Source organism: Pseudomonas sp. Au-Pse12 (genome assembly GCF_021341665.1).
In the GTDB taxonomy this organism is placed as follows: Bacteria; Pseudomonadota; Gammaproteobacteria; order Pseudomonadales; family Pseudomonadaceae; genus Aquipseudomonas.
In genome coordinates, this window is the sequence record NZ_JAJTTH010000003.1 from 449,514 (window position 1) to 468,582 (window position 19,069).

Genomic DNA, 19,069 nt, shown 5'->3' on the forward strand with positions numbered 1-19,069 from the left:
TGTGCCCCTGTTTCACCGGCGAGCCGTTTAAACCACCAACGACAGCAACAGGATAAAGATCAGGCCCACCACCGAGAGGATGGTTTCCATCGCCGTCCAGGTCTTGAAGGTCTCGGCCACGGTCATGTTGAAGTACTGCTTGACCAGCCAGAAACCGGCATCGTTGACGTGGGACAGGATCAGCGATCCGGCACCGGTGGCCAGCACCAGCAGCTCGCGGTTGACCCCGGGAATCATCCCCACCACCGGCACCACGATGCCCGCGCCAGTGATGGTCGCCACGGTGGCCGAACCGGTGGCAATGCGAATCACCGCCGCCACCAGCCAGGCCAGGAGAATCGGCGAGATCTGCGCGTTGACCGCCATGTGGCCGATCACATCACCCACGCCGCTGGTCACCAGCATCTGCTTGAAACCACCGCCGGCACCGATGATCAGGATAATCGCCGCGGTAGGTGCCAGGCTGGCGTCGAGCAGGCCGAGGATCTGCTTGGAGCCGATGCCCTGCTTGTAGCCGAAGGTGTAGAGCGACAGCAGCAAGGCCAGCAGCAAGGCACTGATCGGGTGGCCGATCATGTCCATCCACAGGCGGAAGAAGTGCCCGTCCGGCAGCGCCACGTCGGCGAAGGTCTTGAGCAGCATCAGGAACACCGGCAGCAGCACGGTCAGCAGGGTCACGCCGAAGCTCGGCAGGTTCTGCGAGGTGTTTTCACGGGCCAGCTGGTCGACCAGCTCCTGGGACGGGTGGCCCGGGATGTACTTGGCAATGAAGGTGCCGTAGATCGGACCGGCAATGATGGCGGTCGGCAGGGCAACGATCAGGCCGTAGAGAATGGTCTTGCCGATGTCGGCGCCGAACACGCCGATGGCCAGCAGCGGCCCCGGATGCGGCGGCACCAGGCCGTGCACCGCCGACAGGCCGGCCAGGAGCGGAATGCCGATCTTGATCAGCGACACCCCGGTGCGCCGGGCAACGATGAACACCAGCGGGATCAGCAGCACGAAGCCGATCTCGAAGAACAGCGGAATGCCCACCAGGAAGGCGGCGAACATCATCGCCCACTGCACCCGCTCCTTGCCGAACGAGCGGATCAGGGTCTGGGCGATCTGATCGGCACCGCCGGATTCGGCCATCATCTTGCCGAGCATGGTACCCAGGGCCAGGATGATGCCGACAAAACCGAGCACCCCGCCAAAGCCGTCCTGGAACGCCTTGATGATCTTGTCCACCGGCATGCCCGAGGTCAGGCCGAGGAACCCCGCGGCGATGGTCAGGGCAATAAAGGGATGCAGCTTGAATCGGGTGATCAACACGATCAGACCGATGATAGTGACCACTGCATCAACCAGCAGATAGGTCTCTTGGGACATGCCAAACATGGGATTGCCTCCGGTTTGTTGTTTTTATTAAAGCGTTAAAAACAAGGGCCAAGTGGGGTAGCGCTACCTTTTTCGAGCCAGCACTTAATGTGAAGGTTCCAGGCCATGCTCCAGCCACCATTGGTTGGCCAGTTCGGCCAGGCGCTGGACGCTCAGGGTGCTGGCATCCAGGGCCAGGGTGAGCGGCTCCCCCACCGGGGATTCGAGAGTGGCGAACTGACTGTCGATCAGGGTCGAAGGCATAAAGTGCCCTGGCCGGTGCGCCACACGGTCGGCGGCGACTGCCGGCGTCAGTTCGAGAAAGACAAAGCCCAGCCCGGGCGTCGCGGAGCGCAGGCGCTCGCGGTATTTGCGCTTCAATGCCGAGCAGGTCAGCACCGGGCGCTGGCCGGCGGCCAGGGTGCGCCGCAGCTCATCGCACAGGCTGTCGAGCCAGCCGGCGCGGTCTTCGTCGTCGAGGGGAATGCCGGCGCTCATCTTGGCGATGTTGGCCGCCGGATGGAATGAATCGCCTTCAATGGCCATGGCGCCACTGCGCTGGCACAAGGCCTGGCTGACACTGGATTTGCCACAGCCGGCAACACCCATGATGACCAGGGCGGTGATGGGTTGACTCATGAAACACCTCAGCGCGCAGACAGCGCTACCTTCGCAAATAAAAAATCTAGTACAAAAACAGTGTCTGCCGACGCCTTCTTGTCATTTTTGTGGGTTGCCGCGTATATAGTCCGCCAAACCAAAGAGCGAGGGTCAGGCACACCTCGCTCACGCATTGCAGCTGTTTCAGGACAGCGCTACCTTAGAGACTTGAATTTTGTTTGGCAAGCCGTCTGATGACCACTCATAAAAACGACAAAAACACCCGTACCACGGGTCGCCCCACCCTCAACGAAGTGGCCCGCCTGGCTGGCGTCAGCCCGATCACCGCTTCCCGGGCCCTGCGCGGCGTCAGCAGCGTGGCCACCGAGCTGGTGGAAAAGGTGCAGAAGGCCGCGCTGGAGCTGAACTACGTGGTCAACTCCGCCGCCCGCGCCCTGGCTTCGGCCCAGAGCCAATCGGTGGTGGTACTGGTGCCGTCGCTGTCCAACCTGTTGTTCATCGAGACCCTGGAAGCCATCCATCAGGTGCTGCGCCCCAAGGGCTTCGAAGTGCTGATCGGCAACTGCCACTATTCCCGGGACGAAGAAGAAAACCTGCTGCGCAACTACATGACCTACCAGCCTCGCGGCCTGCTGCTGACCGGTTTCGACCGCACCGAAAGCGCCCGACGGATGATCGAGGCGAACAACATTCCCTGCGTCTACATGATGGACCTGGACTCCGGCGCCGGGCTCAACTGCGTGGGCTTCTCGCAATTGAACGCCGGCGAGACGGCCGCCCAGCACCTGATTTCCCGCGGACGCAAGCACCTGGCCTACGTCGGCGCGCAACTGGACCAGCGCACCCTGCTGCGCGGTGAAGGTTTCCGCCGGGCCCTGCAGCAGGCCGGGCTGTACAACCCCGACCTGGAACTGCTGACCCCGCGCCCCTCGTCCGTCGGCCTGGGGGCCGAGCTGTTCCTGCAACTGATGCAGAGCCAACCCCAGGTGGATGCGATCTTCTTCGGCAACGACGACCTGGCCCAGGGCGCGCTGCTGGAAGCCATGCGCTGCGGAATCAAGGTGCCCGAGCAAGTGGCGGTGCTGGGTTTCAACGACCTGCCCTCCTCCGAGCACATGGTGCCGCGCCTGAGCAGCATCAGTACCCCGCGCGAAGCCATTGGCCGCCGCGCCGCCGAACAGATGCTGACCCTGCTGGCCGGCAACAGCGTCGCCGAGCCGGTGGTGGACATGGGCTTCGAATTGCGGGTTCGGGAAAGCACCTGAAAGGCCTCAGGGCCTGACGCTCAAGACACTCAGCAACAGGCCAAAGCCCACCAGTACCGCGCCGAACACCTGATCGATCCGGCGCTTGTAGGCCAGCAGCCGACCGGCAATCGCCGGGGCCGAGAAAAACATCGCCACCAGCACGAACCACAGCACATGGGCCAGGACGATGATCGCACCGTAGCCGACCTGCACCGGCAAGGCCGTGCCCGGTTGAACCACCTGCATGAACAGGCTGAGGACGAAAATCATCGTCTTGGGGTTCAGCGCATTGGTCAAGAAGCCGCTGCGCAAGGCGCCCCAGGATGACATTTCGGCCCCTTGCGCCGGACCTGCTCCCGGACGTTGCACAGGGCTGCGCAACAGTTTGACGCCCAGGTAGATCAAGTAGAGCGCCCCGGCGATCTTCAACCCGGTAAACCACAGCAGCGACTGCTGCAACAACACCCCGACCCCCAGCAGGCTGTAGCCGACATGCAGCATGACCCCGAGCCCGATCCCCCAGGCCGTGAGCACGCCATGACGACGCGACAGCAGCAGGCTGTTGCGGGTTACCAGGGCAAAGTCGGCCCCGGGGCTGAGCACCGCGAGAAGGGTAATAGTGATTACAAGTAACAGTTCGGTCACGTCGAATACGCCTTGGTTATAGAATAAGGCGCTACTGTATGAAGCTCAGAGCCAGGCCGCTAACGATGAAAACTGACACTGATGGTGATAAAAACTCACAACTTTCCCGACGGCGGCTGCCGCCCCTGAGCGCCTTGCGCTGCTTCGAAGCGGCGGCGCGCCTGGAAAGCTTCACCCAGGCCGGCGCCGCCCTGCACCTGACCCACGGCGCCATCAGCCGCGCCGTGCGCGCCCTGGAGGAGGACCTGGGCAGCACGCTGTTCGAGCGCCGCAGCCAACGGGTGTTTCTCACCGCCGCCGGCGCCGAGCTGCTGCACAGCGTGACCCAGGCCCTGGACCTGATCGAGCACACCGCCAGCCGCCTGCGGGCACCCGGCCCCGAGGCGCCGCTGGTGCTGTCCTGCGAACCGACCCTGCTGATGCGCTGGCTGATTCCGCGCATGCCGGGGTTCTATGCCGAGCACCCGCACGTGTCGATCCAGTTGCAGGCCGGTGGCGGGCCCTTCTCGTTCAATAGCGGGATCGACCTGGCGATCCGCCGCAACGACTTTGCCTGGAACCGCGAGACCCAGGCCCATTGGCTGTTCGACGAAGCCATAGGGCCGGTGTGCCGTCCCGAACGACAAGCGGATTGGACGCCCACGCCAGACGGGCTGCCACAACTGGCGGAGCCGGCCCCGCGCCTGCACAGCGCCACCCGGCCACAAGCCTGGGAACAGTGGCTGCAGCTCAAGCAACTGCCGACGGCCACCACGGCGCAGGAGCAGGTTTTCGAACATTTCTACTTCAGCCTGCAAGCGGCCGTGGCAGGACTGGGGCTGGCGATCGCGCCGTGGCAACTGGTACGGGATGATCTGGCGGGCGGGCTGCTGTGCGCGCCCTTCGGTTTTATCGCTGACGGCAGCGCCTACTACCTGCTGTCGCCCCAGGCCATCGACCCCGACTCAGCGGCCGGAAAGCTGCTGCACTGGCTACGCCGGCAGGCCCTGGCGTAGGTCCTCAGGCAGGCGCGGGCACGGCCCCCAGCGCCGGGTCCTCGCCGCTGAGCAACTGCACCAGCGCCAGGGCCCCCTTCTGCAAGGGCTGGTTCTTCAGCCAAATCGCATGCACCGGCAAGGACAGGCCGTTGTCGATGTTCTTGAAATGCAGCCGCCGTAGACGTCCCGCCGCCAGCAATGGCTGGATCACCGACAACGGAAAATTACCCCAGCCAATCCCCGCTTCCACCATGTGCAGGGCCATGGCTAGGCTGTCAGTGCGCCACAGCGACTCGCCTATCAGCGGCCGGGTATCACTCAACGGCAGGTCGCGACTGGCCACCACCACCTGGCGGACCTTGATCAGCTCTTCGAGGTACAGCGAACCATCGCAGGCCTGGAACACCGGGTGCGCCGCGCAAATGCAGGCGATCATCCGCTCGCTGCCCAGGTACTGGAAATACTCCAGGGCATTCACGCTCAACCCGGCAAACGCCACGCCGACGCTGACCCGGCCGCGGTGCAAAAGCTCCAGCACGTCATCCTGGGGCGCGCTGAGCAGCTCGACCTCCAGCAGCGGATAACGCTCGGCAATCAGCTTGATCGCGGCCAGCACCCGTTGCTTGTCGATGTCATCCACCACCGCGATCGACAGCTTGCTCTCCAGGCCCAGGGACAGCTCGACGGCATGCACCTGCAGCTGCTTGAGCTGGTCGGCGATCAGCCGCGCGTGGGGCGCCAGGGACAAGGCCAAAGGCGTGGGCAGCGGCTCGCGATGGCGGCGATCGAACAGCGCATACCCCAGCTCGGCCTCAAGGTTGGCGATGCCCATGCTGACTGCCGAAGGCACCTTGCCGAGAAAGCGCGCCGCCGCGGAAAAGGAGCCGCGATCGAGCACGGCGAGAAACAACTGGATGCTGTCGCTGGAAAAATTCATGGGCGCCAACCTATCAGGAAAACTGAAAGCTTCCGACTTTTTCTGTCATCTGTATTGAAGCTATCTTCTGCGCCCCGTGCCAGCCCCGAGCCGGTCATCCGCATTCAATACCGAGGAATCCACATGCAAGGCGTGAAACGCAAACTGGTCTATGTCTCTTTGTTCGAGGTGTTCGGCATGACCTTCTCGGCCCTCGGCCTGGCCCTGCTCTCGGGCACCTCGCCCAGCAGCACCGGGCCGCTGGCGGTGGTCATCACCAGCATCGCGGTGACCTGGAACTTCATCTACACCAGCCTGTTCGAGCGCTGGGAGAGCCGCCAGCGGTCACGCACCCGCACCGTCAAGCGACGCATTGCCCATGCCGTGGGTTTCCAGTTGACCCTGATCGTGTTCCTGATCCCGCTGATTGCCTGGTGGATGGACATCAGCCTGGTGCAGGCCTTCCTCCTGGACCTGGCGCTGATTCTGTTCATCCCTTGCTACACCTTTGCCTTCAACTGGCTGTTCGACCGGGTTTTCGGCCTGCCCGCCTCGGCCCTGCCCGATCCTGCCTGAAGTGCGCGGCTACACGCCTGGAGGCAAATTGGCCGTCGCCGAGGCAATGCCAGGCTGTTAAATTCCCATGGCCAACCGGTGCCACGAACAAGGAAACGTCATGGGAACCCCCTGTAGAATTCTCGGCAAAGCCTCGTCCATCAACGTCAGGAAAGTCTTGTGGACCTGTGAGGAACTTGGGCTTTCCTACCAGCAGGAAGACTGGGGCAGCGGCTTCCAGTCCACGCACACACCCGAGTTTCTGGCCCTCAACCCGAATGCCCAGGTCCCGGTACTGATCGATGACGCCGGCGTTCTGTGGGAATCCAACAGCATCTGCCGCTACCTGGCCAACCAGCACCCTGGCTGCGGCCTGCTGCCGATCGCCCCGCGGGCCCGGGCCCTGGTGGAACAGTGGATGGACTGGCAAGCCACCGAGCTCAATCCGTCCTGGAGCTACGCCTTCATGGGCCTGGTACGCCAGCATACGGATTTCCAGGACAGCCGGCGCATCAGCGCCAGCCTGCAGGCCTGGAACGCCAAGATGGGCATTCTCGAACGCCAGCTTGAGCGCTCTGGGGCCTATGTCCTCGGCGAGGATTTCAGCCTCGCGGATATCGTCCTCGGCCTCTCGGTGAATCGCTGGCAGATGACCCCGATGGAGCATCCGGACTTCCCCGCCGTGGCCGCCTACTACGAACGCCTGAGCTTGCGCCCGGGGTTCCTGCTGCACGGTCGCAACGGCACCCCTTAGCCCCCGTCCCGCCCCTTTTCAGCTTTGCGGAGATTCGACATGAATGGACTTAACGTACTACTGACCGGCGCGTGCGGCAGGATCGGCAAAGTGTTTTTCCAGGGCTCCCAGGAGCGCCATCGCTTCACCCTCACCGACCGGATCGAGCCGGATTTCGAGATCCCCGCGCCGCACCGTTTCGTGCGCCTGGACCTCGACGACCCACACGCCATTGGCCGCCTGCTGCCGGGGATCGACGTCATCGTGCACCTGGCCGGCATTCCCCACGCCACGGCCAGTTTCGACGAGCTGCTGCCCAACAACATTCTCGCCACGACCTACCTGTTCGAAGCCGCGGTGCAGGCCGGATGCCGGCGCCTGGTATTCGCCAGCAGCGCCCAGACCATCGAAGGCTACCCGGTGGATCGGCAGATCACCCCAGGCATGCCGGTGATGCCGGCCAACCTGTATGGGGTGAGCAAGTGCTACGGCGAAGCCCTGTGCGCCTTCTATGCCGCCAAGCGCGGGCTGTCCTGCATTGCCCTGCGCATTGGCGCGTTCGAGGACCCGCAGCACCACGAGCTGACCACCACCCGTGACCTGAGCGCCTGGCTCAGCCCGCGGGATGCGCTGCAACTGCTGCAACGGGCGGTGGAAACCCCGGGGGTACCGTTCCTGATCGGCCACGGCATTTCCAACAATCGCTTCAAGCGCCTGGACCTCAGCGAAACCACCCGGGTGCTCGGCTACAACCCAGTAGACGATGCCTTCCAGGAAGACTTCGGCATCCCCATCACTTACTAAGTGATACCGCGCCGCCCTCGGCAAGCCCCGGGGCGGCGATTGCCAGAAAGCGGCAAGACTTGTCCGTTTGCAGGCAACCCGGCACCGACACCCCAGCCAAACCTTTGATATTCAAGAACGATTTTATCCGGCATGGATTTTGCTGAGCTACTCGCCTAGTTCTCTCACACAGGTTCCCGATCATGTTGGTCAACGCCCAGAAATCCGTTTCGGTGCAGCCCACCTCGCGCACCGATATGGACCCAACCACCGCAGCCGCCAGCGCGCTGTACAGTGGCATGCTGCAACAAGCCCAGAACTCCGTGACCTATCCGGCGTCGCAGTCCTCCACCCCGCCAGCCAACAGCGTGGATGACAACGTCAACGCGGCCTTCGCCAAGACCCGCGTCCTGCTCCAGGCCACGCCACCCACCACCAGTGCCGCGCCCACCACCAGCGCAACCGAAACCGGTGCCTTGAGCGAGTTCAAGGAGTACATGAGCAAGACCCCGGAACAGCGTCTGCGCGACAGCATCCTCAGAGAATTGGGGCTGACCGAGGAAGACTTGCAGAACCTGCCACCAGAGCGGCAACTGGCAATCAGCCAGGAAATCGCCCAGCGTATGAAGGACAAGATGCAGATGGCCCAGGAAGGACAAAATACCCAGAACGGCGCCAAGCCAGTGGACGAGAAGTTCCTCGCCGCGCTGTAATGCCACTGAATGTAAAAGGGTTCCCAGCGGGAACCCTTTTTTGTGCCTGCTGGAAAGCGCCTACTGCAACTGCAAGGTCGAGTTGAACTGGCTGATGGCATCCACCACATGCCGCGAGCCTTGCTGGATCTCCAGGATCACTTCCCCCGCCTCGTTCGCCAGCTCGACCCCCAGCCCGGTGCGGCTCAGGCTCGATTGCATGCTGGTCACCGCGCTCGTCGACAGGTCATGGTTCTTGCGCACCACCTCGACGATTTCCACCGTCGCCTGGCTGGTACGCGCCGCCAGGCTGCGCACCTCGTCCGCCACCACGGCAAAGCCGCGCCCGTGCTCGCCGGCCCGGGCCGCCTCAATGGCCGCGTTGAGCGCCAGCAGGTTGGTCTGGTCGGCAATCCCACGGATGGTCTGGACGATGCTGCCGATGATTTCCGACTGCTTGCTCACCGCGTCGATGCTATGGGCCGCCTGATTGAGGTCATGGGAAATCTGCTGGATGATCTCCACGGTCTGCTGCACCACCTCCGAGCCCTTCTGCGCGCAGGCGTCGTTCTGCACTGAAGTGCTGTGGGCGGACTCGGCGGCGGAGCGCAGGGTGGTCATTTGATCGGTGATGTCACTGGCGATCTTCACCACCTTGTACAGGCGGCCCTTGGCATCGAACAGCGGGTTGTAGGAGGCTTCGAGGAACACCGTCTGGCCGTACTTGTTCTCCCGCTCGAAGCGATGGGAGTGGTACTCACCACGGTTCAACGATGCCCAGAATTGCTTGTACTCGGCGGATTCCGCCTCGCTACGGTGGCAGAACATGCTGTGGTGCTGACCGACAATCTCATTCAGCGAGTACTGCATGGTCTTCAGGAAGTTGTCGTTGGCGGTAATGATCTTGCCATCCGGGCTGAACTCGATAATCGCCATGGAGCGGCCGATGGCGTTCAGCAGGCTCTGGTTTTCATGTTCGACATGGATACGTTCGGAGACGTCCGAAGCCACCTTGATCACGCTGCGCACCTGGCGATTGGCGTCGAACACCGGCATGTAGCTGGCCTCGAGCCAGATTTCCCGACCTCGCTTGTCCAGGCGCAGGAAAGTCCCGCTGACCGGCTCGCCCCGTGCCAGGTCGCGCCACAGCTTGGCGTACTCCTCGCTGCGGTAGAACTCTTCCTCACAGAAAATCCGGTGGTGCTTGCCGCGGATCTCCTCTGCGGAATAGCCCATGACCTGACAGAAGTTTTCATTGGCATCGAGCACGACGCCCTCGGCAGAAAACTCGATCATCGCCATGGAACGACTGATCGCCGCCAACTTGGCATTGGCTTCGCTCAGCGCACAATTGAAGCGTTCGATTTCCTGCAGGTCAGCCTTGTGATGTAGGTTAAACATGGTTGTATCACCTTCAACGCTGTCTTTTCATTGACGGAAGTTTCTAGTTTTTCAACTGATCCACCACAACGTTCCATAAAACGGGCAAGCGCCTCCCTCCATATGAGAGAGGAAGTGTCAGGTGATAAATGATGTTTAATCGGAGAGTCCATGTTGCAACGCTCTTATCAAGCCATCCTTTACTTGATGACCCGCTCGCGGGCCTTACCTAACAAAGAATAGAAACTCCATCTAAGTCGACACTCCTGAACCTGCGGCGCCTCTAATTGCGCACTCTCGCTCTTATTCATGAATTCAATTTCGTAAGCGCAAACCGAGTGGTGCGCCCAGCCTTTTACAACCGCACGAACATCGCGGGAAAAATACTCAAAAGCCAACAGATAGCAAATTTCACAATTGAGCATAGACAGCCGCAGACTCTATGCAAGGCCACTAGTCAGTCCGTTTTCACAACTTTCAAAGCGTTGAAATTCATTCGCGACAAGTAACAGACAAGACATAAATAGAGTGTTGCCAAACCCTTCGCGCCAAGCGTTCTAAATCTCGCCAAGGGTTGCCAGAAATGCCTGGACCAGCGCATTCGATTCCCGTCCGGGAGCCACCACCAGGGCGAACTCGCGTTCGACCGCGCTGCTCAGCGCCAGCACCCGCAAGCCCTCGCGGTGCGCCGGCAGAGTGCTTTGTGGCACCAGGGTCACGCCCAGGCGCTCACGCACCAGGCTGAAGGCACTGTTCCACTCGCGCACCTCGACCCGCACATCGGCCAGGGGCATGCCGGCTTCGGCCGCCAGGCTGCGGGCATTCACCGAACAGCCGCCGGTGGCCAGGACAAAGGGCTGCGCCAGCAGGGACGCCAGGTCGATGGTCGAAGCCGGCCAGGGATGATCCTGGGGCAGCACCGCCACCCACGAATCACGTCCCAGCAACCACGAATGGCGCTCGGGCGCCGGGTTGAGCACAACCCCGATGTCCACCAACTGCGCCTCGAGCAGGGTTTCGACCTCGTCGTCGCTGACCTCCAGCTGCACCACCTCGACGCCCGGATACAGCGGCTTGAAACGCCGCAGCAACGGCGGCAGGAAAGTCGCCAGAACCATGGGGAACCCGGCCAGGCGCAGGTTGCCCTGGGGAATGCCGCGGGCCGTGTCCACCTCCCGACGGACCCGGGCCAGGGCGTCGAGCATCACCCGCGCCTGCGCCAGGACCTGCAAGCCGATCGCCGTGGGCAGCGCCTGGCGGTTTTCGCGGGTGAACAGCTGCACCCCAAGCATGTCCTCCATCTGGGCCAGCGCCTGGCTGGCCCCGGACTGGGTCATGCCCACCTGCTCGGCGGCGCGAGTGATGGTGGTGCATTCGGCAATTGCCACCAGCAGGCGCCAGTGCATCAGGTTCATCATGGCAGTAGCTATCCTTATGGCTGCGCTCTGAAAGATTAATTTTACCCATGCCATCACTCTCCATGACACTGGCCCACACCTTCACCAGAGACCTGCCGATGAAACTCTATTACGCCCCACAAGCCTGTTCCCTGGCCTCCCATATCGTGCTGCGGGAGCTGCAATTGCCGTTCGAGGCCATCCGCGTCGACAACCGCAGCAAGCGCACCGCCGACGGCCAGGACTTCCTCGCCATCAACCCCAAGGGTTACGTCGCCGCGCTGCAACTGGACAATGGCGAAGTGCTCACCGAAGGCCCGGCAATCCTGCAATACCTCGCCGACCTCAAGCCCGAGGCTGGCCTGGCGGCGGCCAACGGCAGCTGGCAGCGGGTGCGGCTGCAGGAAACCCTGAACTTCATCACCAGCGAAGTTCACGCAATCATGGGCTGGCTGTTCAATCCAGGGTTCGATGAGGCGGTGAAAGAGGTGTTCAAGCAGAAGCTGTTCAAGCGCCTGGCCTTGCTCGAGCAGACGCTCGAGCGCCAGGACTACCTGCAGGGCGCGCAGTTCGGGATCGCCGATGCCTACCTGTTCACCGTCCTGCGCTGGACGGCGCTGTTCGCCATCGATCTTGCAACCTGGCCGGCCCTGTCGCGGTTTCAGGCCCGGGTTGAACAACGCCCTGCCGTACGTGAAGCCCTGGCGCTGGAATTGGCCTGAGGGCAGATAGAACGAAGCCCGCAGAGCGGGCTTCGTCAAAGTGATCAGTGACCGAAAACATTCACTTCGGTTTTCTTGGCCTTTTTCTCGGCGCGTTTCTCATCTGCGCTCTTTGCCGGCTTTTTCTTGGCATTTTTCTTGGCGTTCATACCTTTGGACATGACATTCACTCCACTGATGCGGGAAAGGCTTCAGGTATAGCACCTATAGCCGGCCAGGGTTCTTTTATAATCCCCCCGCCCCTGTTGCCATCTCCGGAAAGCCCATGCCCGCCCACCTGATCAGCCTGCTTGCCGAGGCCGAACGGCCCTTGCTGAACAAGTTCTACCGCCAGCACCAGTCATCCATGCGCGCCTCCTGCGACGGCCAACTCTGGGTTGCCAGAAGCACCGAGATCATCGCCGGCATGAGCCTGAGCCCGGTGGCGGAAGGGTATTGGCTGACCGGCTTGTTCGTCGCCCCGGCCTGTCGCGGCCAAGGGCTGGCGGCCACGCTGGTGGACCAGGCCCGGCAAACCGTCGCCGGCCCGGTCTGGCTGTTCTGCCACCCGGACCTGGAGGCGCTGTACCGCTCCATGGGCTTTGCCATTGCGGGTCAGTTGCCACAACCGCTGCATGATCGACTGGCCCGCTACCGACGCAGCAAGCCACTGCTGGCCATGGTCAGCGGCAACCTGCCACGGCACTGACCCAACAGCCCGCTCGCACCTATTCGTCGGCGTTGGGGTCGAGTTCGGGAAACAGCACTTCGGTGAAGCCGAACTTGCTGAAATCGCTGATCCGCGACGGATACAGCCGACCGATCAAATGATCGCACTCATGCTGCACCACCCGCGCATGAAAGCCCGAGGCCACCCGCACAATGGGCTCGCCCCTGGGGTCGAAGCCTTCATAGCGGATGTGTTGATAGCGCTGCACCGCGCCCCGCAGGCCGGGAACCGAGAGACAGCCCTCCCAGCCCTCTTCCAGTTCCGGGCTCAAGGGCGTGATCAATGGGTTGATGAGGATGGTCTGGGGCACCGCTTCGGCCTCCGGATACCGTTCGCTGTGCTCGAAGCCGAAGATCACCAGCTGCAAGTCGACGCCGATCTGCGGCGCCGCCAGGCCGACGCCTCCCACGCTTTCCATGGTCTGGAACATATCGTCGATCAGTTCCCACAACTCGGGGCTGTCGAACATCTCCGGCGCTACCGGCGGGGCAATACGCAGCAGGCGCTCATCGCCCATCTTGAGGATTTCACGGATCATGATCAGGCTTCGTCAGTGGTCGGCTTGAGCGAGTGGTCCCGTCCCAGTCCCGAAACGTGTTGTTTTTCGTCGTGCCCGTCAAAGCCCTTTTCGCCAGGGTTCTTGCCTTCGGCCGACATGTGTTCAATCACCGCGTTCATCTCCGCTCCCAGCAGCAGCACCGCGGAGGAGATGTAGAAGTACAGCAACAGCACGATGATCGCGCCGATACTGCCATACATGGCGTTGTAGTTAGCGAACGTCTTCACATAGTAGGCAAAACCCAGGGAAGCGATGATCCACACCACGACCGCCAGCACCGAGCCTGGGGTGATGAAGCGGAATTTCTGCTGCACATCGGGCATCACGTAGTACATCAACGCCACCGCCACCATCATCAGCAGCACGATCACTGGCCAGCGCAGGATGGTCCACAGGGTGACGATGAAGTCCTCCAGGCCCACCTGCCCTGCCAGCCAGGCCATCACCTGCGGCCCCAGCACCATCAGCGCCGCCGCGGCCAGGAGCATGCCGGCGATGCCCACGGTGTAGAACACCGACAGCGGGAAGCGCTTCCAGATCGGCCGGCCCTCGACCACGTCGTAGGCGGCGTTCATCGCGCTCATCATCAGGCGCACGCCCGCCGAGGCGGTCCACAGGGCGATGACGATACCAATGGAAAGCAGGCCGCCCTTGGATTGCTGCAACTGGTCGATCACCGGGTTGACCTGCTCCAGCGCCTCACGGGGCAGCACCAGTTCCGACTGCAGGCGCAGCCAGGTGAAGAAGTCCGGCAAGTGGAGGAAACCGATCAGGGCGATCAGGAACAGGATGAAGGGGAACAGCGAAAACAGCATCTGGTAGGCCAGCGCCGAGGCGTAGGTCGACATCTCGTCCGCAATGAACTCATGGACCGTGCGAATCAGCACACGGTGCAAGGGCAAACCTTTGAGGTCCGGAAAAATCATAGCGTCTCCTTTCGCCGCAAACAGGTTGAAGTCAAAAGCGACTCAGGGGGCGTTTTCTACAACAAATTAGCTCAGTTGGCGAACCGCAACCATGACAACAAGTGGATTGGCTGATCCCCCCCTGGGCCCGCACACAAAAACGGCCATCCATGGATGGCCGCTGCCGTGCATCATCGACGCCGAGGTTTTCAGGCCTTGTCGATGGTTTTCTTGACTGCATCCTTGGCTTTGCCCAAGGCTTGCTGGGCTTCGCCCTTCTTCTCCTGCAGCTTGCCTTCTGCCTGCAGCTTGGTGTTGTCGGTGGCCTTGCCGACACCTTGCTTGATGTTGCCAATGGCTTCGTTGGCCAGGCCTTTTGCCTTATCCGCTGCGCTGCTCATGGTATTTCTCCGTTGAACATTCATTGATCGAACACAGTGAGTTGCGTCGTTACCCAAGGTTGACCCGCGGCTTTCGCGCAGAGTTTCAATTATTTTTTGCCGGGCATTTCATCGATCTGCCGAGGTTGCGCTTTATGTTTGCCGGGCAACCCGGGAGAATGCGCAACCTGTTCAGGCCAAGCACTGAAGATCCAATCCCCGTAGGAATGTTATGAAACTCGATAAAAAGCAGGCCATCGCCCGCCGGAACCAGGAACTGGGCGGTGCGGTGCTGGGCGTCAACAACTGCCATTTCGCGGAGCTGAACCGCAACCGCAATATCTGGTGGTTCGATATCCTGGTTACCCGCCTGGCCATCGGTCAGTACGAATGGGTGCACCTGCTGCTGCACACCCCGGACACCGATCAACTGCTGCACCTGAAAGTGCCCACCGTGTTCCTGCGGGAAAAACTCGAAGGCCTGGTGATCCGCAACCAAGGCAAGCGCAAGGCCGCCCTGAGCCTGGAGCTGAGTGCCGACAAGGACTCTTTCCTCAAGGACGTGCGTCCAGCCGGCACCGGCGTGAGCTTCGCCCAGTTCCAGCAGTAAGCCCGGCACCCACGCCGGCCAATAAAAAAGCCCCGCACTGGCGGGGCTTTTTTTCGGCGCTAGGTTTTACTTCTTCACGCCGAGTTTCTTCAGCTCTTCGTCACGCAGTTCACGGCGCAGGATCTTGCCGACGTTGGTGGTCGGCAGCGCATCGCGGAACTCCACGGCCTTGGGCACCTTGTAGCCGGTGACGTTGGCACGCATGTGCGCCATCACTTGCTCCTTGGTCAGGGTGACCCCCGGCTTGGCGACGATGAAGATCTTGATGGTCTCGCCGGATTTCTCGTCCGGCACGCCGATCGCCGCGCACTGCAATACGCCCGGCAACGAGGCCAGCACGTCTTCTAGTTCGTTGGGGTACACGTTGAAACCGGAGACCAGGATCATGTCCTTCTTGCGGTCGACGATGCGGATATAGCCGTCCGGCTGGATCAGCGCGATGTCACCGGTCTTCAGCCAGCCTTCACTGTTGAGGACTTCATCGGTGGCGTCCTGGCGCTGCCAGTAGCCCTTCATCACCTGCGGGCCTTTCACGCACAGCTCGCCGACTTCACCCAGGGGCAGTTCTTCACCGGCATCGTTGACCACTCGGCACAGGGTCGAAGGCACCGGAATGCCGATGGTGCCGATCTGGATGTTCTGGATCGGGTTGACCGTGGCCACCGGGCTGGTTTCGGTCATGCCATAACCTTCGCAGATCGGGCAGTTGGTCACGTCCTTCCAACGCTCGGCGGCCGCCAGTTGCAAGGCCATGCCACCGGACAAGGTGACCTTCAGTGCCGAGAAGTCCAGCTTGCGGAACGCCTCGCTGTTGCACAGGGCAACAAACAGGGTGTTCAGGCCGACAAACCCGCTGAACTTCCACTTCGACAGTTCCTTGACCATCGCCGGCAGGTCGCGCGGGTTGCTGATCAGGATGTTGTGGTTGCCCATGAGCATGATGGCCATGCAATGGAAGGTGAACGCATAGATGTGGTACAGCGGCAGCGGGGTGATGAGGATTTCGCAGCCTTCATTGAGGTTGGAACCCATCAGCGCCTTGCACTGCAGCATGTTGGCCACCAGGTTGCGGTGGGTCAGCATGGCGCCCTTGGCCACGCCGGTGGTGCCGCCGGTGTATTGCAGCACCGCCACGTCGCCACTGGCAGGGTTGGCTTCCTGCACCGGCTGGCCATGCCCCTTGCTCAGGGCATCGTTGAACTTGACCGCCTGGGGCAGATGGTAGGCCGGCACCATCTTCTTCACGTACTTGACCACGCTGTTGATCAGCAGGCGCTTGAGTGGCGGCAGCAGGTCCGCCACTTCGGTGACGATCACATGCTTGACCCCGGTCTTGGGCACCACGGCTTCTGCCAGGTGGGCCATGTTGGCCAGGCAGACCAGGGCCTTGGCACCGGAGTCGTTGAACTGGTGCTCCATTTCCCGTGCGGTGTACAACGGGTTGGTGTTGACCACGATCAGGCCGGCGCGGATCGCACCGAACACCGCGATCGGGTACTGCAGCAGGTTGGGCAGTTGCAAGGCGATTCGATCGCCGGGCTGCAAATCGGTATGCTGCTGCAGGTACGCGGCAAAGGCTCCCGACAGTTCGTACAGCTCACCGTAGGTGATTGTCTTGCCGAGGTTGCTAAAAGCCGGTTTGTCAGCGAAACGTTGGCAGGACTGCTTCAACACCGCCTGAATATTCGGATACTCGTCAGGATTGATATCGGCAGCAATCCCAGCTGGGTACTTATCCTTCCAAAAGTCTTCGATCATGGAAGCCCACTCCTCAGCAACGCGAATTCATCACCGCAGTTGATGCGATTATTATTTGTCTGTGTTTTTTATTGGTGTCTGTTGGTGAGTCTGGCTTTTACTTAGGCCGAGAAGTCACAAAGCGCGCCGAGAGTAGCAGCTTTGGAAAAGGCCGCCTAGAGCCAAAATAGGCCTTCATAGTCACAAAAATGACTCAAGACAATCTCGTAGTCACTTTTAGAGTAAAAATTCTACCAGCACGAATTCCGCTCTGGCCCGGGGCTTTGCGCCCCCCTGGAAAGCATCGCGGGCAAGCCAGTTGCGTCAACCGGCTTGCCCGCGAGGTAAAAGCCCTGGACTCAGGCGATATCGCGCAACTCGCGACGCAGGATCTTGCCCACCGGCGTCATCGGCAGGGAATCACGCAGGACAATGTGCTTGGGCACTTTGTAGCCGGTGAAATTTTCCTTGCAGTAGGCCTTGAGTTCTTCAAGGCTGACCCCCGTCTCACGCGGCACCACAAACAGCTTCACCGCCTCGCCGGAACGCTCGTCCGGAATGCCGATGACCGCGCAGTTGGCAACCTTGGGGTGAGCCATGACCACATCCTCGATCTCGTTCGGATACACGTTGAAACCCGAGACGATGATCATGTCCTTCTTGCGATCGACAATGCGCACGAAACCATCCGGATCGATCACCGCGATATCCCCGGACTTGAACCAGCCTTCGGCGTCCAGCACTTCCGCGGTGGCTTCGGGCTTGTTCCAGTAGCCCTTCATGATCTGCGGCCCCTTGATGCACAACTCGCCGCGCTCGCCCAGCGGCAGCTCGGTGCCCTGGTCATCGATGACCTTCAAGGTGGTGCCCGGCACCGGCAGACCGACCGTGCCCAGCCGCGAGCGGTCGCCATAGGGGTTGGTGCACGCCACCGGCGAGGTTTCGGTGAGGCCATAACCTTCGGTGATCCGGCAACCGGTGAGTTCCTGCCAGCGCTCCGCCGTGGCCTTGACCAGGGCCGTGCCACCGGAGTTGGTCAGCTTGAGGCTGGAAAAATCCAGGTGCTTGAATTCCGGGTGATCCATCAGCGCCACGAACAGCGTGTTAAGCCCCAGCAGCGCGGAAAACCGCCACTTTTTCAGCTCCTTGATGAAGCCGCCGATGTCTCGCGGATTGGTGATCAACACGTTGTGGTTGCCGGTCACCATCATGCACATGCAGTTCGCGGTGAAGGCATAGATGTGGTACAGCGGCAGCGGCGCGATCATCACCTCCTGGCCCTCGCGCCATTGGGTGTGGCCGTCGGGCCCGTGCTGGCCGAGGCAGGCCCGGGCCTGCTGCATGTTGGCCACCAGGTTGCCGTGGGTCAGCATGGCGCCCTTGGCCAGGCCGGTGGTGCCGCCGGTGTACTGCAACACCGCGACATCGTCGAGCCCCACCTGCAGCGGCTTGATCCCCTGGCCACGCCCCAGGCGCAGGGCGCTCTTGAAGGAAATGGCCTGGGGCAGGTGGTAGGCCGGCACCATCTTCTTGACCTTGTCCACCACGGTATTGATCAGCCAGCCTTTGGCACTGGGCATCAGGTCGCCCATCTTGGCTTCGATCAGGAACTGGATATCGGTGTCGCCCAGCACTTCCTGGACCTTCTGCCCGAAGATGTTCAGGTAGACCAGGGCTCGGGCTCCACAATCCTTGAACTGATGACGCATCTCCCGCGCGGTGTACAGCGGGTTGGTGTTGACCACCACCAGACCGGCGCGCAAGGCGCCGAATACCGCAATCGGGTAGTGCAGGACGTTGGGCATCTGCACCGCGATACGGTCTCCCGGAACCAGGTCGGTATGGCTTTGCAGATAACCGGCGAAGGCCGCGCTGTAGCGCTCCAGCTCGGCGTAGGTAAGGGTCACGCCCATGTTGCTGAAGGCGGGGCGATCAGCGAATTTCTTGCAGGAACGCTCAAACACCTCGATCACCGACTTGAAGGCCCCCAGGTCAATCTCATTGGGGACGCCGGCGGGGCGCTTATCATTCCAGAAATCAGGTTGCATTATTCTTATCCTCTCTTTGTACCTGAGCTGTCCGGGGCCGCCACTGTAACGCTATCAGGGGCGGGGCTCCTCGGACGTTAGCAGCTATGGCGAT

At 61.6% G+C, this 19,069-nt stretch carries 20 protein-coding genes and 1 pseudogene; 9 read left to right on the forward strand and 12 right to left on the reverse strand.

What is annotated here, in order from left to right:
- Positions 1 to 27 precede the first annotated feature (27 nt).
- A complete protein-coding gene (locus LXM55_RS10465) occupies positions 28 to 1,380 on the reverse strand; it encodes a GntP family permease (RefSeq protein ID WP_092311455.1) in 1,353 nt (450 codons plus the stop codon).
- A gap of 84 nt (positions 1,381 to 1,464) precedes the next feature.
- Positions 1,465 to 1,998 (reverse strand): gluconokinase, encoded by a 534-nt coding sequence (locus LXM55_RS10470; RefSeq protein ID WP_233320307.1) that lies wholly within the window; start codon positions 1,996 to 1,998, stop codon positions 1,465 to 1,467.
- Between the two features lie 215 nt (positions 1,999 to 2,213).
- On the opposite strand from LXM55_RS10470, the gene LXM55_RS10475 reads away from it, so the two are divergent.
- Positions 2,214 to 3,245, forward strand: coding sequence for a LacI family DNA-binding transcriptional regulator (locus LXM55_RS10475; protein WP_047288632.1), 1,032 nt, complete (start codon positions 2,214 to 2,216; stop codon positions 3,243 to 3,245).
- A gap of 6 nt (positions 3,246 to 3,251) precedes the next feature.
- Here LXM55_RS10475 and LXM55_RS10480 read toward each other — a convergent pair whose 3' ends face one another.
- Positions 3,252 to 3,872, reverse strand: coding sequence for a LysE family transporter (locus tag LXM55_RS10480; protein ID WP_233320308.1), 621 nt, complete (start codon positions 3,870 to 3,872; stop codon positions 3,252 to 3,254).
- 65 nt (positions 3,873 to 3,937) lie between these two features.
- Here LXM55_RS10480 and LXM55_RS10485 point away from each other — a divergent pair, with 65 nt between their 5' ends.
- Positions 3,938 to 4,867: a LysR family transcriptional regulator gene (locus LXM55_RS10485; RefSeq protein WP_233320309.1), complete on the forward strand. Its 930-nt coding sequence runs from the start codon at positions 3,938 to 3,940 to the stop codon at positions 4,865 to 4,867.
- A 4-nt stretch (positions 4,868 to 4,871) separates the two neighbouring features.
- Here the strand turns inward: LXM55_RS10485 and LXM55_RS10490 are convergent, their stop codons facing one another.
- Positions 4,872 to 5,786: a LysR family transcriptional regulator gene (locus LXM55_RS10490; protein WP_233320310.1), complete on the reverse strand. Its 915-nt coding sequence runs from the start codon at positions 5,784 to 5,786 to the stop codon at positions 4,872 to 4,874.
- 123 nt (positions 5,787 to 5,909) lie between these two features.
- Between LXM55_RS10490 and LXM55_RS10495 the strand changes: the two genes are divergently transcribed.
- The 4 genes from LXM55_RS10495 (at position 5,910) to LXM55_RS10510 (ending at position 8,549) form a co-directional block, all read left to right on the forward strand.
- Positions 5,910 to 6,341, forward strand: coding sequence for a PACE efflux transporter (locus tag LXM55_RS10495; protein ID WP_233320311.1), 432 nt, complete (start codon positions 5,910 to 5,912; stop codon positions 6,339 to 6,341).
- 100 nt (positions 6,342 to 6,441) lie between these two features.
- Positions 6,442 to 7,074, forward strand: a complete 633-nt coding sequence (locus tag LXM55_RS10500) for a glutathione S-transferase family protein (RefSeq protein ID WP_233320312.1) — start codon at positions 6,442 to 6,444, stop codon at positions 7,072 to 7,074.
- A 39-nt stretch (positions 7,075 to 7,113) separates the two neighbouring features.
- A complete protein-coding gene (locus LXM55_RS10505) occupies positions 7,114 to 7,857 on the forward strand; it encodes an NAD-dependent epimerase/dehydratase family protein (RefSeq protein ID WP_233320313.1) in 744 nt (247 codons plus the stop codon).
- Between the two features lie 182 nt (positions 7,858 to 8,039).
- Entirely contained in the window at positions 8,040 to 8,549 is a 510-nt protein-coding gene (locus LXM55_RS10510) for a hypothetical protein (RefSeq protein WP_233320314.1), read from the forward strand.
- A 60-nt stretch (positions 8,550 to 8,609) separates the two neighbouring features.
- Here the strand turns inward: LXM55_RS10510 and LXM55_RS32650 are convergent, their stop codons facing one another.
- From LXM55_RS32650 to LXM55_RS10520, 3 genes and pseudogenes are all read right to left on the reverse strand, one after another.
- Complete coding sequence (locus LXM55_RS32650) at positions 8,610 to 9,149, reverse strand: methyl-accepting chemotaxis protein (RefSeq protein WP_442799753.1); 540 nt, start codon at positions 9,147 to 9,149, stop codon at positions 8,610 to 8,612.
- A gap of 6 nt (positions 9,150 to 9,155) precedes the next feature.
- Positions 9,156 to 9,929 (reverse strand): annotated as a pseudogene (locus LXM55_RS32655) (PAS domain-containing protein); the annotation flags it as partial.
- 536 nt (positions 9,930 to 10,465) lie between these two features.
- Entirely contained in the window at positions 10,466 to 11,326 is an 861-nt protein-coding gene (locus tag LXM55_RS10520; RefSeq protein ID WP_233320316.1) for a LysR family transcriptional regulator, read from the reverse strand.
- A gap of 98 nt (positions 11,327 to 11,424) precedes the next feature.
- On the opposite strand from LXM55_RS10520, the gene gstA reads away from it, so the two are divergent.
- Both gstA and LXM55_RS10530 read left to right on the forward strand, forming a co-directional pair.
- The gene (gene gstA, locus LXM55_RS10525) at positions 11,425 to 12,027 is read left to right on the forward strand and encodes a glutathione transferase GstA (RefSeq protein WP_233320516.1); all 603 of its coding nucleotides are present in this window, start codon (positions 11,425 to 11,427) and stop codon (positions 12,025 to 12,027) included.
- A gap of 265 nt (positions 12,028 to 12,292) precedes the next feature.
- Entirely contained in the window at positions 12,293 to 12,715 is a 423-nt protein-coding gene (locus LXM55_RS10530) for a GNAT family N-acetyltransferase (RefSeq protein ID WP_233320317.1), read from the forward strand.
- Positions 12,716 to 12,734: 19 nt separating this feature from the next.
- Here LXM55_RS10530 and def read toward each other — a convergent pair whose 3' ends face one another.
- From def to LXM55_RS10545, 3 genes are all read right to left on the reverse strand, one after another.
- Positions 12,735 to 13,274, reverse strand: coding sequence for a peptide deformylase (gene def / locus LXM55_RS10535; protein ID WP_233320318.1), 540 nt, complete (start codon positions 13,272 to 13,274; stop codon positions 12,735 to 12,737).
- Positions 13,275 to 13,276: 2 nt separating this feature from the next.
- A complete protein-coding gene (locus LXM55_RS10540; RefSeq protein ID WP_233320319.1) occupies positions 13,277 to 14,221 on the reverse strand; it encodes a YihY/virulence factor BrkB family protein in 945 nt (314 codons plus the stop codon).
- Positions 14,222 to 14,409: 188 nt separating this feature from the next.
- On the reverse strand, positions 14,410 to 14,601 hold the full coding sequence (locus LXM55_RS10545; protein WP_233320320.1) for a CsbD family protein: 192 nt from the start codon (positions 14,599 to 14,601) through the stop codon (positions 14,410 to 14,412).
- A gap of 211 nt (positions 14,602 to 14,812) precedes the next feature.
- Between LXM55_RS10545 and LXM55_RS10550 the strand changes: the two genes are divergently transcribed.
- A complete protein-coding gene (locus LXM55_RS10550; RefSeq protein WP_060840664.1) occupies positions 14,813 to 15,190 on the forward strand; it encodes a hypothetical protein in 378 nt (125 codons plus the stop codon).
- Between the two features lie 66 nt (positions 15,191 to 15,256).
- Here the strand turns inward: LXM55_RS10550 and fadD1 are convergent, their stop codons facing one another.
- The gene (fadD1, locus tag LXM55_RS10555; RefSeq protein ID WP_233320321.1) at positions 15,257 to 16,948 is read right to left on the reverse strand and encodes a long-chain-fatty-acid--CoA ligase FadD1; all 1,692 of its coding nucleotides are present in this window, start codon (positions 16,946 to 16,948) and stop codon (positions 15,257 to 15,259) included.
- Positions 16,949 to 17,286: 338 nt separating this feature from the next.
- On the reverse strand, positions 17,287 to 18,975 hold the full coding sequence (gene fadD2 / locus LXM55_RS10560; RefSeq protein ID WP_233320322.1) for a long-chain-fatty-acid--CoA ligase FadD2: 1,689 nt from the start codon (positions 18,973 to 18,975) through the stop codon (positions 17,287 to 17,289).
- Between the last annotated feature and the right edge of the window lie 94 nt (positions 18,976 to 19,069).